This window comes from Streptomyces sp. NPDC006510 (assembly GCF_040611955.1).
Classification (GTDB): domain Bacteria; phylum Actinomycetota; class Actinomycetes; order Streptomycetales; family Streptomycetaceae; genus Streptomyces.
Window position 1 is genome coordinate 1 of the sequence record NZ_JBEXPH010000194.1, and the last position, 12,841, is coordinate 12,841.

Sequence of the window (12,841 nt, forward strand, 5' to 3'; positions counted from 1 at the left end):
CGATCCGCGACGGCATGAACCTGGTCGCCAAGGAGATCCCGGTCGTCTCCGACCACGGCTGCGCGCTGGTGCTGTCGCGGGAGGCGGGGGCCTTCGCCGACGCGACGCGGCCGGCGAGGCGGGCCCGTACCGACCGCTCCGCGAGCATCTGACAGCGCTCCAGGAGTGCCGCGGCCACCGGCCTGTGGCGCAGGGCACGCAGCGCGGCGAGATCGTCGGGGCCGGGGTCGTATCCGCCCGCCAGGGCGTCCTGGAGCAGCTCCAGGTAGCCGCTGACGGAGCCGGGGAGGGCGTTTCGGTAGCGGACGAGGTCGGCGAGGAGGAACGTGCGCAGCCGTCCCGCCTCGCCGACCGCCTCGTCCACGGCGCCGGCCAGCCGCAGGCAGTCCTGGACGTCCTCGTCCGGCAGGGGCATGGGGTGAAGGGCAGTGGCGAGGGCGCGTCGGAGCACACGCAGTTCGTCCGCGCTGAACGCCATGCCGCCGCGTGATCCGTAAGGCGTGGGCATGGAGCGACAATACGTGCTAAATGGACAAAATCGGCTTAATTGGCCGTCGACGGCGCGGCGGCGGGCCCGTTCTTCGTGAGCCGTTCCCGCAGGTACGCCGCCTGTCCGCTACAGCCGGGACACGTTCCGCTCGTACACCAGGCGCAGGCCGATGAGGGTGAGCCAGGGCTCGTGCTCGTCGATGACGGAGGACTCGCCCAACACCATCGGCGCAAGGCCGCCCGTCGCGATGACGGTGACGTCCTCCGGGTCGGCCGCCAGCTCCTTCTTCATCCGTGCGACGACGCCGTCGACCTGGCCCGCGAAGCCGTAGATGATGCCCGACTGCATCGCCTCGACGGTGTTCTTGCCGATCACGCTGCGCGGCCGGGCCAGCTCGATCTTGCGCAGCTGGGCGCCCTTGACGCCGAGCGCCTCGACCGAGATCTCGATGCCGGGTGCGATGACACCGCCGGTGTACTCGCCCCGGGCGGAGACCGCGTCGAAGGTGGTGGCCGTGCCGAAGTCGACGACGATCGCCGGACCGCCGTACAGGTCGACGGCGGCGACCGCGTTGATGATGCGGTCCGCGCCGACCTCCTTCGGGTTGTCCATCAGGATCGGCACCCCGGTCTTGATGCCCGGCTCGACGAGGACGGCGGGGACGTCGCCGTAGTAGCGGCGGGTCACCTCGCGCAGCTCGTGCAGGACGGCCGGGACCGTGGAGCAGATCGCGATGCCCTCGATGCCGTCGCCCAGCTCCATGCCGAGCAGCGGATGCATGCCCATCAGCCCCTGGAGCAGCACGGCGAGCTCGTCGGCGGTGCGGCGGGCGTCGGTGGAGATCCGCCAGTGCTCGACGATCTCCTCGCCGTCGAACAGGCCGAGGACGGTGTGGGTGTTGCCGACGTCGATGGTGAGCAGCATCAGGCGCCGGCCCCGTCGGTGTCGCGGAAGTCCAGGCCGATGTCGAGGATCGGCGAGGAGTGGGTGAGCGCGCCGACGGCCAGGTAGTCGACGCCCGCCTCGGCGTAGGCGCGAGCGGTGTCGAGGGTGAGTCGGCCGGAGGACTCCAGGACCGCTCGGCCGCCCACCAGGGCGACCGCCTCGGCCGTCTGGATCGGGGTGAAGTTGTCCAGCAGGATCAGGTCGGCGCCCGCGTCGAGCACCTCGCGGACCTGCTGCAGGGTGTCGACCTCGACCTCGATCGGTACGTCCGGGAACTCGTCCCGTACCCGCTTGAAGGCCTCGGCCACGCCGCCCGCGGCGATGACGTGGTTGTCCTTGACCAGGGCCGCGTCCGACAGCGACATCCGGTGGTTGACGCCGCCGCCGCAGCGCACCGCGTACTTCTCCATGGCGCGCAGGCCCGGGGTGGTCTTGCGGGTGTCGCGGACCTCGGCCTTCGTGCCTTCGAGAACGTCGGCCCAGGCGCGGGTGGCGGTCGCGATGCCGGAGAGCCTGCACAGCAGGTTGAGCGCGCTGCGCTCGCCGGTGAGCAGGTCGCGGGTGCGGGTGGTGACGGTCAGCAGCTTCTGGCCGGGGGTGACCCGGTCGCCGTCCTCGACGTGGCGCTCGACCGCGAACTCGTCCGTGCAGACGATGGACAGCACGGCCTCGGCGATGCGCAGGCCGGCCACGACGCCCGCCTCACGGGCGGTGAAGTCACCGGTGGCCACGGCGTCCTCGGCGACGGTCGCGACGGTGGTGACGTCCACGCCGCCGTCGAGGTCCTCCTCGATGGCGACGTGCGCGACGTCCTCGACCTGGACCGGGTCCAGGCCCGCGTCGGCGAGGAGCTGGGCGAGGGCGGGGTCGAGGCCGCACTCCAGCGGGTTGACCTCGTAGAACTCGTCCCCGCCGCAGCCGCAGCCGTCCCCGCAGCCGCCCGCGGACGGTGCGGGCGCGCCGATCTGGATCAGCGGTACGTCCACGGGTGTGGGGCGCGGATTCTCTTCGGGCGTGCTCACGGTTACGGCTCCTCGGTGACGTCGGCGGGGTGGGTCAGGGGTGCTGCTGCGCAGTCTGGTGCCTGCGTGGGGCGTACGGGCCCGAATGCCTCGGTCTCCGTCCGACGGAGGACCGGTTCACGCTCCGGGGTGAGCCGGACGACGAGGTGGCGGCGCCAGTTCTCGTCGTCGCGCTCGGGCCGGTCCTCGCGCCAGTGGCAGCCGCGGGTCTCCTCGCGCCGGCGGGCGGCGGCGACCAGGACGCGCGAGACGAGCAGCAGGTTGGTGGCCTCCCACGCCTCGACGCCGGGCACCGCGACCTTGGGCTCGTCCGCCTCCACGGCCAGGGCGGCGCTGTTGTGGAGGGCCTCCAGCTCGTCGGCGGCGGTGGCCAGGCTCTCGGCGGAGCGGAGCACTCCGGCGCCCCGGGTCATGATGCGCTGGATCGTGCCCCGGGCCTCCGGAGCGATCAGCGGGGAGGGCGCGCGGTCGTCGCCGGCTTCCGCGGCACCCGCGCTGGGCCGGTCCTCGACGATGTCCGCCGCGATGCGCTCGGCGAAGACGAGGCCCTCCAGGAGGGAGTTGGACGCCAGCCGGTTCGCGCCGTGCACGCCGGTGCAGGCGACCTCGCCGCAGGCGTACAGACCGGGCACCGTCGTACGTCCCCGCAGGTCGGTGCGGATGCCGCCGGAGGCGTAGTGCGCGGCGGGGGCGATCGGGATCGGCTCGGTGATCGGGTCGATGCCGTGGGCGCGGCAGGCCGCCAGGATCGTGGGGAAGCGCTGCTCCCACATCTCGGCGCCGAAGTGGCGGGCGTCGAGATACATGTGCTCGGTGCCGTGCAGTGCCATCCGGCGGGTGATGGCCTTGGCGACGATGTCGCGCGGGGCCAGCTCCGCCAGTTCGTGCTGTCCGAGCATGAAGCGCGTGCCCGAGGCGTCGACGAGATGGGCGCCCTCGCCCCGTACCGCTTCCGACACCAGCGGCTGCTGGCCCTCGGAGCCGGCGCCGAGGAAGAGGACCGTCGGGTGGAACTGGACGAATTCCAGGTCGGAGACCTCCGCGCCGGCCCGCAGCGCCAGCGCCACGCCGTCGCCGGTGGAGACCGCCGGGTTGGTGGTGGCGGAGAAGACCTGGCCCATGCCGCCGGTGGCGAGGACCACCGCGGGGGCGTGGACCGCGCCGACGCCGTCGTGCTGGCCCTCGCCCATGACGTGCAGCGTGACGCCCGCGGTACGCCCTTCGGCGTCGGTGAGGAGGTCCAGGACGAGCGCGTTCTCCACGGTGTGCAGGGCGGCTTCGCGGACCGCCCCGACCAGGGCGCGGGAGATCTCGGCGCCCGTCGCGTCGCCGCCCGCGTGGGCGATGCGGCGGCGGTGGTGGCCGCCCTCGCGGGTCAGCGCGATGTCGCCGCTCTCCGTGGTGTCGAAGTGGGCGCCGGTCCCGATGAGCCGGCGCACGGCGTCCGGCCCCTCGGTGACCAGGGTCCGGACCGCCGCCTCGTCGCACAGACCGGCGCCCGCGACCAGGGTGTCGTCGAGGTGCTGCTCGGGGGTGTCGCCCTCGCCGAGGGCGGCCGCGATACCGCCCTGCGCCCAGCGGGTGGAGCCGTCGTCGAGGCGGGCCTTGGTGACGACGACGGTGGCGAGGCCCGCCGCCGCGCAGCGCAGTGCGGTGGTGAGACCGGCCACGCCGGAACCGACCACCACGACGTCGGCGTCGATGGACCAGCCGGGGGCGGGGGCGGTCAGCCGTATTCCGGTCACGTGGTGGCTCCGAAGGTCAGCGGGATGTTGTCGATGAGCCGGGTCCTGCCGACCCGCGCGGCCACGGCGAGGATCGCCTCACCGGTGGTGCGGTCGTCGGGGATCTCGGTGAAGTCGGCCGGGTCCACGAGCGCCAGGTAGTCCAGGGCGAGCGGGGGCTGCCCGGCCGCCGCGTCGTCGAGGATCAGCAGCGCGGCCGCCCGTACCGCGGAGGGGCCGTCGACCGGGCGGGCCAGGGCCACCGCCTGGGTGTCGGCGGCCGCACGGGCCTCGCCGAGCGCGGTGAGCGCGGCGGCCCGGCCGGTGGTGGCCGAGGTGGTCTGCGCGCGGGCGTGCAGCGCCTGCTGGGCGGCGAGCCGGTCGCGGGCGGCGAACAGGGCCCGGGACAGGGCGAGGGCGGTGTGCCGTTCCTCCGCGTCCAGGAAGCGGTTGCGGCTGGAGAGCGCGAGGCCGTCCGGCTCGCGGACCGTCTCCACGCCGACGATCTCCACGGGGAAGTTCAGATCGCGCACCATGCGGCGGATCAGCGCCAGCTGCTGGGCGTCCTTCTGCCCGAAGAACGCGGCGTCGGGGCGGGTGAGGTGGAGGAGCTTGGCTACGACGGTGAGCATGCCGTCGAAGTGTCCGGGGCGCGAGGCCCCTTCGAGCCGCTCGCCCATGGGGCCCGCAGAGATCCGGACCTGCGGTTCGCCGCCGGGGTAGACCTCGTCGACGGACGGCGCGAAGACCGCGTCCGCCCCGGCGGAACCCGCCACGGCGAGATCGGCGTCGAGCGTACGGGGGTAGCGCTCCAGGTCGGCGGCCTCGCCGAACTGGAGCGGGTTGACGAAGACGGTGACGACCACCTGGCCGTCGGGGCCCGCGGCCGCGCGTGCGGCACGGATCAGGGTGGCGTGGCCCTCGTGCAGGGCGCCCATGGTCATGACGACGGCCCGCGGCCCCTTGCGGGGTGCGAACGCGCCGAGATCGGCCGCGGTACGGAGCAGGGCGGCCGCGGGCGCGCGGGACGGGGTGGGCTTCTGCGGCGTGCCGGGTGCCTGCGGCGTACCGGGCCCGTGGGGCACGGCGGGGCCGGGGGTGCCGGGCCTGCCGGTTGTGTCGGTCATCGGGGCTCCTGTGATCCGGTGCCGCCCGTGCCGGTCCCGTCGGCCAGGACGCCGAGCAGGTCCTCGGCCAGCTCCGGCTTGAGCATGCCGTGGGCGAGTGCGCGGTCGGCGGTGGCGCGGGCCATCGCGACGTATCCGGCCACGGCCTGCGGGGCGTGCCTGCGCAGCTCGCCGATGTGTGCGGCGACCGTGCCCGCGTCGCCGCGGGCCACGGGGCCGGTCAGCGCGGCGTCGCCGGAGCGCAGGGCGTTGTCGAGTGCGGCACCGAGGAGGGGGCCGAGCATCCGGTCGGGGGCGGTGACCCCGGCCGTACGCAGCAGCTCCATCGACTGGGCGACCAGGGTGACCAGGTGGTTCGCGCCGAGGGCGAGCGCCGCGTGGTAGAGCGGACGGGACTCCTCCGCGATCCATTCGGGCTCGCCGCCCATCTCGATGACCAGCGCCTCGGCGGCGAGCCGCAGCTCCTCGGGGGCGGTCACGCCGAACGAGCAGCCGGCCAGCCGCTGGACGTCGACCGAGGTGCCGGTGAACGTCATCGCCGGGTGCAGGGCGAGCGGCAGGGCGCCGGCCCGCAGCGCCGGGTCCAGGACCCCGGTCCCGTACCGCCCCGAGGTGTGGACGATCAGCTGTCCCGGCCGCACCGCACCGGTCTCGGCGAGGCCCTCGACCAGGCCGGGCAGGGCGTCGTCGGGGACGGTCAGCAGCACCAGCTCGGCGCGCGCGAGAACCTCGGCGGGCGGCACCAGCGGTACGTCGGGCAGCAGGGCGGCCGCCCTGCGCACCGATGCGTCGGAGACGCCCGACACGGCGACCGGTCGGTGCCCGGCGAGCTGCAGGGACGCGGCGAGAGCCGGGCCGACACGGCCCGCGCCCACGACGCCGACCGTGAGGCGGGCGGGGCGGTCCCTCGCGTCGAGGGGGTCATGGGGGGCTGTTGCATTCACGCGGCGATGGCCTTCCGTTCCAGTCCGCGGGGGGTACCGGACGATTTCTCTGCATGCTACGCCAGCGTTTCGTCCGGACTCCCGGCTGTCCACAGCCTGTGGGAAAAGTCCGTGCGGGAGGCGCGGCCCGGAGCCGGGGCGCCCCAAAGCCGTGCGAGGCCGAGCTGCGCCCTGCGTGATGATCGTCCCATGACAGACACAGCAGACATGGACGGGCGGTCACGGCCGGAGGCACCGGAGGAACCGCGGGAGGAATCCCAGGAGGATGCCCAGCGGCTGCGCAGGATCAACGCCTGGCGCGCGGCCGAACGGGTCCTGATCAGGCCGCCCATGAACCTCTCGCTCGGTGAGCGGCTGGCCGCGCTGACGGCCGCGGCCGGGTCCGTCACCGATCTCGACCGCCCCGCGGACATCTACGGCGACGGCGTCGTCGCCGAGCTGGAGGAGCGGGTCGCGGGCCTGCTGGGCATGGAGGCCGCCGCGTTCTTCCCGACCGGGACGATGGCGCAGCAGGTCGCGCTGCGGTGCTGGGCCGGACGGACCGGCGACTCCACGGTGGCGCTGCATCCCCTCGCCCACCCCGAGGTGCACGAGCGCGGTGCGCTGGGGGCGGTGAGCGGGCTGCGTACGGTCCATCCGACGTCCGAGCCCCGGCTGCCCACGGCGCAGGAGATCCGCGACTTCGACGAGCCGTTCGGCACGCTGATGCTGGAGCTGCCGTTGCGCGATGCCGGTTTCGTCCTGCCGACGTGGGAGGAGCTGGAGGACGTGGTGGCGACCGCCCGGGAACGCGATGCGGTGGTGCACATCGACGGCGCGCGGCTGTGGGAGTGCGCCCCCCATTTCGGGCGGGAGCTGCCGGAGATCGCGGCGCTCGCGGACAGCGTGTACGTGTCGTTCTACAAGACCCTCGGCGGAATCTCCGGGGCCGCGCTGGCCGGTCCCGCCTCACTGGTCGAGGAGGCCCGCACCTGGCGCCACCGGTACGGCGGGCAGCTCTTCCAGCAGTTCCCCGCGGCGCTCGCCGCGTTGATCGGCCTCGATCGGGAGCTGCCGCAGCTGCCTGCGTACGTGGCGCGGGCGAAGGTGGTGGCCGGGGCGCTGGCCGATGGCTTCGCGGCGGCCGGGGTCGGGTGGTTCCGGGTGCATCCGGAGCCGCCGCACACCCATCAGTTCCAGGTGTGGCTGCCGTACCGGGCGGACGTCCTGACGGAGGCGGCGGTGCGGCAGGCGGAGGAGACGGGCGTGTCCCTCTTCCGCGTGTGGCGCCCCGCGGCTGCCGGGCCGCCCGGGGTGTCGTTCACCGAGGTGACGGTGGGACGGGAAGGGCTGGAGTGGACGGCCGAGGACGTACGGGGCGCGGTGCGGGAGTTCGTGAAGCGGCTGGCTTAGGCCCCGGCTTAGGCCAGGCTTAGGCCTCGCGCTCGGATCACGCCGCCGGGGCCCCGGCCACGTTCGCCCCCGGGGCCCCGGCCGGACGGTTCCGTCCTCAAACGCCGGACGGGCCGGAGTCGCCGCACCGGCCGGAAGCAGCGGAACGGCCAAGGGCACCGGAAGCAGCGGAACGGCCCGGAGCGCCGGAGCGGCCGGTCGGGCCGGAAGCACCGGACCCGCCCGCCCCGCCGGCACCCCCGCTCCCGGCGAACAGGGACCGCAGCGCCGCCCGCCGGCGGCCGCGCGCCGGACGGCCCGCGATCACCGCCTCGAAGCGGCGCCGGTCGCGGGCCTCGCGCACCACTCCCCAGTCGTGCCGGCCCGGCAGCGGCGGCGGCAGCTCGCCCCGCTGGGCCGCGCGATAGCTGTCGATCATGTGCTGCTGAATGGCGTCCATGACCCGAGCGTGTGCCGGGTCCGGCCCGCCCCGCCCACCGATTGACGACCACCGTCAAATGGCGCGATGCCTCCCGCGGGCACCCCGCACTATGGAGGGGTGAGCGTGCACATCGACATCGCCGGGCTGGCGCCCGACCGCATCGTCTTCGAGACCTCCCCCCTCGCCGAGCTGGGGCTGGCCCTGCATGCCCTCTCCGAGCCGGGTCACCACCCGGGCCTGCACGGCTGGGCGACGGCGACCTCCAGCGCACTGGACCCGGACCTCGCCGACCGGCTGCACGAAGCCGATTTCCTGTGGCGCCACACGTTCTCGGACGTCTTCATGCCGTTCGCCGGGGTCCGCGGCGGCGACGGCAGAACGGGCGCGAACCTCGCCGAGGACCTCGACATCCTCGACCGGATGGACGACGAGCGGTTCGTCGCCGCCGCCCTGGAGTTCACCTGCACCAGCCTGTACGGGCTCGGCTCGCCCTCCCCGCTCAACAACCCGACGATGCGCGCCCGCGCCCTGGAGATGGCGGCGGCGCGCGGCCCCCGGCAGGTGGAGTTCGCCCAGCAGCTGCTGGCCGATCCGGCCCCCGTGCGCCGCTGGGTGCGGCGCCTGTTCGAGGACTGCGACCAGGCGTTCTTCGCGGACACCTGGCGCCGGGTGCAGGTCCAGCTGGTCGCCGACGCCCGGCACAAGAACGACCTGCTGCGGCGCAAGGGGATCGGCGAGGCGATGGGCGCGGTGTCCACGGCGCTGACCGTCGACGAGGCCGGGACCCGGATCAGCGCCGACAAGCTGACCGAGGGCCGGACCAGCGCCGTCGGCCCCGGGCTCACCCTCATCCCGTCCACCTTCGGCTGGCCGCACCTGAACCTGCTGCACGCGCCGGGCTGGCGTCCGGTGATCCACTACCCGGTGCACCAGCCCCAGCTGCCCTCCCCCGCCTCCGTGGAACTGCTCCAGCTGCGGATGGAGGCGCTGGCCCACCCGATGCGGATGCGCCTCTGCCGCCACCTTGCCCGCTCCCCGCACACGACCGGCCAGCTCGCCGACACACACGGCATCACGGCGCCCGAGGTCTCCCGCCATCTCGCGGTGCTGAAGAAGGCGGGCCTGGTCACCACCCGGCGGCGCGGCCGGTACGTACTGCACCAGCTGGACCTGACCTCGGTGGCACGGCTCGGCAGCGACTTCCTGGAAGGCGTCCTGCGCTGATCCCGGCGCAACACGCCCCACACAGAGCGCAACGCGCCCCACTCCGAGCGCAACGCGCCCCGTGCCCGACCCGCTCAGTCGAAACGGATGTGCCTGACGCCCGTCCAGACCCGTCGCACCCGGTGCCGCAGCGCGCCGTCCGTGTCCGGCAGGAGGGTCAGCCCCGCCGATCCGGCGACCCGGTCGGCGACCCGCGGGACCGTCAGCCGGTCGGTGACGATGTGTTCGGCGAACTCCGGCTCCGCGAGCCGTTCGAGGCAGTGATCCAGCTTCCGCACGGCGAAGCTCTCCCGCTTCAGCCCGCGCCCGAGCCCGCGTTCGGCGAGCCGGCGCAGCACCGTGGCCCGCTCGGCGAGCAGCGCGACATGGTGCACGGTGTGCCCGTCGTCGCGCAGCCGCCCGACGATCTCGGCGAAATAGCCGGGGTCGACGAGCGTCATCGGCGCGATCACCGGCCCCGGGTGCCCCCGCAACGCCAGTTCCAGCACCTCGCGTACGCCGTCGCGCCAGGCCGTCAGATCCTGGAAGTCGCCGCGCAGCGCGGGCGGCAGCATCCGGTGCAGACCGAACCCGACGTGCTCGGGGTCGCAGACCACGCTGCCGGGCAGCCGCCGCCGGAGCTCGTACGCCGTCTGCGTCTTGCCGCCGCCGAACGGTCCGTTGATCCAGATCAGCGGACCCACCGGTCAGCCCGCCCCGCCACCGGCCCGGACCAGCCCCGTCTCGTACGCGAGGACCACGACCTGCACCCGGTCGCGCAGGTTCAGCTTGGTGAGGATGCGGCCCACATGCGTCTTCACGGTCGCCTCGGAGAGCACCAGGCGCGCCGCGATCTCGCCGTTCGACATGCCCTGGGCGACCAGCAGCATCACCTCGCGTTCGCGTTCGGTGAGCTTGGCGATGTCCTTGTGCTGCGGTTCGCTGTTGCCGCTCGGCAGCATCGGGGAGAAACGATCCAGCAGCCGACGTGTGGTGGACGGGGCGACGACGGCGTCGCCGCTGTGCACGGAGCGGATCGCGGCGAGCAGCTCGGCGGGCGGCACGTCCTTGAGCATGAAGCCGCTGGCCCCGGCCTTCAGCCCGGAGAAGGCGTACTCGTCGAGGTCGAACGTGGTCAGGATGAGCACCTTGGGCGCGTCCGGCTGCGCACAGATGCGCCGGGTGGCCTCGACCCCGTCCAGCCTCGGCATCCGCACATCCATCAGCACCACATCGACGGCGGTGGAGCGAAGGTTCTCGATCGCCTCCGCACCGTCGCCGGCCTCGGCCACGACCTCCATGTCCGGCTGGGCGGCGAGCACCATCCGGAAGCCGGTGCGCAGCAGCACCTGGTCGTCGACGAGCATCACGCGGATCGCCATGAGTGGTCCTGTCTCCTGTTCCGACGTCCGGTGGGGCCGGACGTCTAGTGGGCCGGCTTGAGCGGCAGCAGCGCGCTGATCCGGAATCCGCCGCCGGGGCGCGGCCCGGCGTCCAGCGTGCCGCCGACCATGCCGACCCGCTCGCGCATACCGATCATCCCGTGGCCCGCTCCGTCGGCGCCGCCGTCCTCGTACAGTTCGTGCGCCGCGCCCCGCCCGTCGTCCTCGACCAGCAGCCCGAGCCCGTCGTCGAAGTAGACCAGACGCACGCTGGCCCCCGCGTCCGGACCGCCGTGCTTGCGGGTGTTGGTCAGGGCCTCCTGCACGATGCGGTACGCGGTCAGCTCGACCCCGCTGGGCAACGGGCGCGGCGTTCCCTCGATCTTGAAGTCGACGGCCAGGCCGGTCTGTCTGACCTGTTCGATCAGGTCCTCGATCTGGTCCACATCGGGCTGCGGGACGTACTCCCCGCTCTCCTGCACATCGCCCGTCCGCAGCACCCCCAGCAGCCGCCGCATCTCGGCGAGCGCCTGCCTGCCGGTGCTGGAGATGGTCGTCAGGGCCTGCTTGGCCTGGTCGGGAGCCGCGTCCATGACGTACGCCGCACCGTCGGCCTGCACCACCATCACCGACACGTTGTGCGCGACGACATCGTGGAGTTCACGGGCGATACGGGCCCGCTCGGCCGCCACCGCGACCTTCGACTGCGCCTCGCGCTCCCGCTCCAGCCGGGCGGCGCGCTCCTCCAGCTGGCTGAAGTAGGCGCGCCTGGTCCGCATCGAGTCGCCGAGCACCCAGGCAAGCACGAACGGCACGGTCAGCACGACGACGATGAAGATCTCCTCGGCCCAGCCGGCCCGCGGCCCCTCGTCCGGCCAGCGCAGCTTGGACAGACCCGCCGCGCACAGGCTGCAGACCAGCGCGAGCCGGGACGCCCAGCGCTCCCCGAGGGTGGCCACGGTGAAGACGATCACCAGCATGGCGAAGTTCATGACGCCGGGCCCGAACCCGGTGACCAGCTGCGCCACACCCATCACGATGGCGAGCAGCAGCATCTTCTCCGGCGCGCGCCGGCGCAGCGCGACGACGAGGCAGAGGCCGAGGATGATCGGAACGGCAGCGATGCGCTCCAGGCCGCTCTTCGGGATGGCCACCATGGACATGCCGGAGAGCCCGAGGAGGACGACGGCCCAGAAGCAGTCGACGCCCGTCGGGTGTCTGCGGATGAAGTCGTAGAGGCGCTGCACGTAACCCAGCGTAGGGACAGGCGAGGGGCGCACGGGTCAACCGAAGGGCCGATCCGGCTCCAGGGACCGTACTCCCCAAGGTGGAGACTTGGATACGTGACGGATGAGTGGCGTGGGTGGCAGGCGGCGACAGAGACCGCTTTGTACGGGGACGCGGGGTTCTACCGGAGCCCCGAAGGGCCGGCGGGCCACTTCCGCACCTCCGTCCACGCGTCCCCGCTCTTCGCCTCCGCCGTCGCCCGGCTGCTGGTCGGGACGGCACGGGAACTGGGCACCGGCTCGGTCGACCTGGTGGACCTGGGCGCCGGGCGGGGCGAGCTGCTGACGGGGGTGCTGGCGGCACTGCCGGCCGCGGGCGCCGACGGCCTGACCGTACGGGCGTACGCCGTCGAACTCGCCGCCCGGCCGCCCGGCCTGGATCCCCGGATCGAGTGGTGCGCCGAACCGCCGCCGCGGACGTACGGCCTGCTGTTCGCCAACGAGTGGCTGGACAACGTCCCGACCGAGGTCGCCGAGACCGACGCGGACGGCGTCGACCGGTACGTCCTGGTCCGGGCCGAGGACGGTACGGAACGGCTGGGCGACCCGGTGACCGGGCCGGACGCCGAGTGGCTGCGCCGCTGGTGGCCGTCGGCCGGACCGGGCAGCCGCGCGGAGATCGGCCGCCCCCGTGACGAGGCCTGGGCCCGGGCGGTGTCCACGCTGGCCGGGGGGCTCGCCGTGGCGGTGGACTACGCCCATGTGCGGGACGCGCGGCCCCCCTTCGGCACCCTGACCGGTTTCCGGGCCGGCCGCGAGGTCCGGCCGGTGCCGGACAGCAGCTGCGACCTCACCTCGCACGTGGCACTGGACGCCTGCGCGGCGGCCGGGTCCGGCGCCGGTGCGCCGCCCGAGCTCCTCAGCCAGCGCGAGGCGCTGCACCGCCTCGGCATCGACGGCGGGCG

13 protein-coding genes are annotated in these 12,841 nt (G+C 73.8%); 3 read left to right on the forward strand and 10 right to left on the reverse strand.

Annotated elements, in window-relative coordinates; genetic code table 11:
* From ABZY11_RS36225 to ABZY11_RS36250, 6 genes are all read right to left on the reverse strand, one after another.
* Positions 1-478 (reverse strand): hypothetical protein (locus ABZY11_RS36225; RefSeq protein ID WP_356483252.1); only part of this gene is annotated, 478 nt, incomplete at its 3' end.
* A gap of 138 nt (positions 479-616) precedes the next feature.
* Entirely contained in the window at positions 617-1,414 is a 798-nt protein-coding gene (locus ABZY11_RS36230; protein WP_266417696.1) for a type III pantothenate kinase, read from the reverse strand.
* Entirely contained in the window at positions 1,414-2,457 is a 1,044-nt protein-coding gene (nadC, locus tag ABZY11_RS36235; RefSeq protein WP_356483242.1) for a carboxylating nicotinate-nucleotide diphosphorylase, read from the reverse strand. Before nadC ends, ABZY11_RS36230 begins: the two co-directional genes overlap by 1 nt.
* Before the next feature lie 2 nt (positions 2,458-2,459).
* Positions 2,460-4,202: an L-aspartate oxidase gene (locus ABZY11_RS36240; RefSeq protein WP_356483243.1), complete on the reverse strand. Its 1,743-nt coding sequence runs from the start codon at positions 4,200-4,202 to the stop codon at positions 2,460-2,462.
* The gene (panC, locus tag ABZY11_RS36245; protein ID WP_356483244.1) at positions 4,199-5,308 is read right to left on the reverse strand and encodes a pantoate--beta-alanine ligase; all 1,110 of its coding nucleotides are present in this window, start codon (positions 5,306-5,308) and stop codon (positions 4,199-4,201) included. The genes ABZY11_RS36240 and panC overlap by 4 nt, the downstream gene beginning before the upstream one ends.
* Entirely contained in the window at positions 5,305-6,252 is a 948-nt protein-coding gene (locus ABZY11_RS36250; protein WP_356483245.1) for a DUF2520 domain-containing protein, read from the reverse strand. The genes panC and ABZY11_RS36250 overlap by 4 nt, the downstream gene beginning before the upstream one ends.
* Positions 6,253-6,459: 207 nt before the next feature.
* Here ABZY11_RS36250 and ABZY11_RS36255 point away from each other — a divergent pair, with 207 nt between their 5' ends.
* Complete coding sequence (locus ABZY11_RS36255; protein ID WP_356483253.1) at positions 6,460-7,644, forward strand: beta-eliminating lyase-related protein; 1,185 nt, start codon at positions 6,460-6,462, stop codon at positions 7,642-7,644.
* A 97-nt stretch (positions 7,645-7,741) separates the two neighbouring features.
* Here the strand turns inward: ABZY11_RS36255 and ABZY11_RS36260 are convergent, their stop codons facing one another.
* Complete coding sequence (locus tag ABZY11_RS36260; protein ID WP_356483246.1) at positions 7,742-8,083, reverse strand: hypothetical protein; 342 nt, start codon at positions 8,081-8,083, stop codon at positions 7,742-7,744.
* 105 nt (positions 8,084-8,188) lie between these two features.
* Between ABZY11_RS36260 and ABZY11_RS36265 the strand changes: the two genes are divergently transcribed.
* On the forward strand, positions 8,189-9,289 hold the full coding sequence (locus tag ABZY11_RS36265) for a DUF5937 family protein (protein ID WP_356483254.1): 1,101 nt from the start codon (positions 8,189-8,191) through the stop codon (positions 9,287-9,289).
* 74 nt (positions 9,290-9,363) lie between these two features.
* On the opposite strand, the gene ABZY11_RS36270 is transcribed toward ABZY11_RS36265, so the two are convergent.
* Genes ABZY11_RS36270 through ABZY11_RS36280 form a run of 3 tightly spaced genes read right to left on the reverse strand, consistent with a single transcriptional unit; the run spans position 9,364 to position 11,897 of the window.
* Positions 9,364-9,972: an AAA family ATPase gene (locus tag ABZY11_RS36270; protein WP_356483247.1), complete on the reverse strand. Its 609-nt coding sequence runs from the start codon at positions 9,970-9,972 to the stop codon at positions 9,364-9,366.
* 3 nt (positions 9,973-9,975) lie between these two features.
* Positions 9,976-10,650, reverse strand: coding sequence for a response regulator transcription factor (locus tag ABZY11_RS36275; protein ID WP_356483248.1), 675 nt, complete (start codon positions 10,648-10,650; stop codon positions 9,976-9,978).
* A gap of 44 nt (positions 10,651-10,694) precedes the next feature.
* Positions 10,695-11,897: a sensor histidine kinase gene (locus tag ABZY11_RS36280; RefSeq protein ID WP_356483249.1), complete on the reverse strand. Its 1,203-nt coding sequence runs from the start codon at positions 11,895-11,897 to the stop codon at positions 10,695-10,697.
* Between the two features lie 96 nt (positions 11,898-11,993).
* Between ABZY11_RS36280 and ABZY11_RS36285 the strand changes: the two genes are divergently transcribed.
* The coding region (locus ABZY11_RS36285; protein WP_356483250.1) for an SAM-dependent methyltransferase at positions 11,994-12,841 on the forward strand (848 nt) is incomplete at its 3' end.

Excerpts from the sequence above, each read along its gene's own strand:
- ABZY11_RS36230 (WP_266417696.1), bottom strand. The coding sequence starts at position 1,414 with ATGCTGCTCACCATCGACGTCGGCAACACCCACACCGTCCTCGGCCTG.
- panC (WP_356483244.1), bottom strand. The coding sequence starts at position 5,308 with ATGACCGACACAACCGGCAGGCCCGGCACCCCCGGCCCCGCCGTGCCC.
- ABZY11_RS36255 (WP_356483253.1), top strand. The coding sequence starts at position 6,460 with ATGGACGGGCGGTCACGGCCGGAGGCACCGGAGGAACCGCGGGAGGAA.
- ABZY11_RS36260 (WP_356483246.1), bottom strand. The coding sequence starts at position 8,083 with ATGGACGCCATTCAGCAGCACATGATCGACAGCTATCGCGCGGCCCAG.
- ABZY11_RS36275 (WP_356483248.1), bottom strand. The coding sequence starts at position 10,650 with ATGGCGATCCGCGTGATGCTCGTCGACGACCAGGTGCTGCTGCGCACC.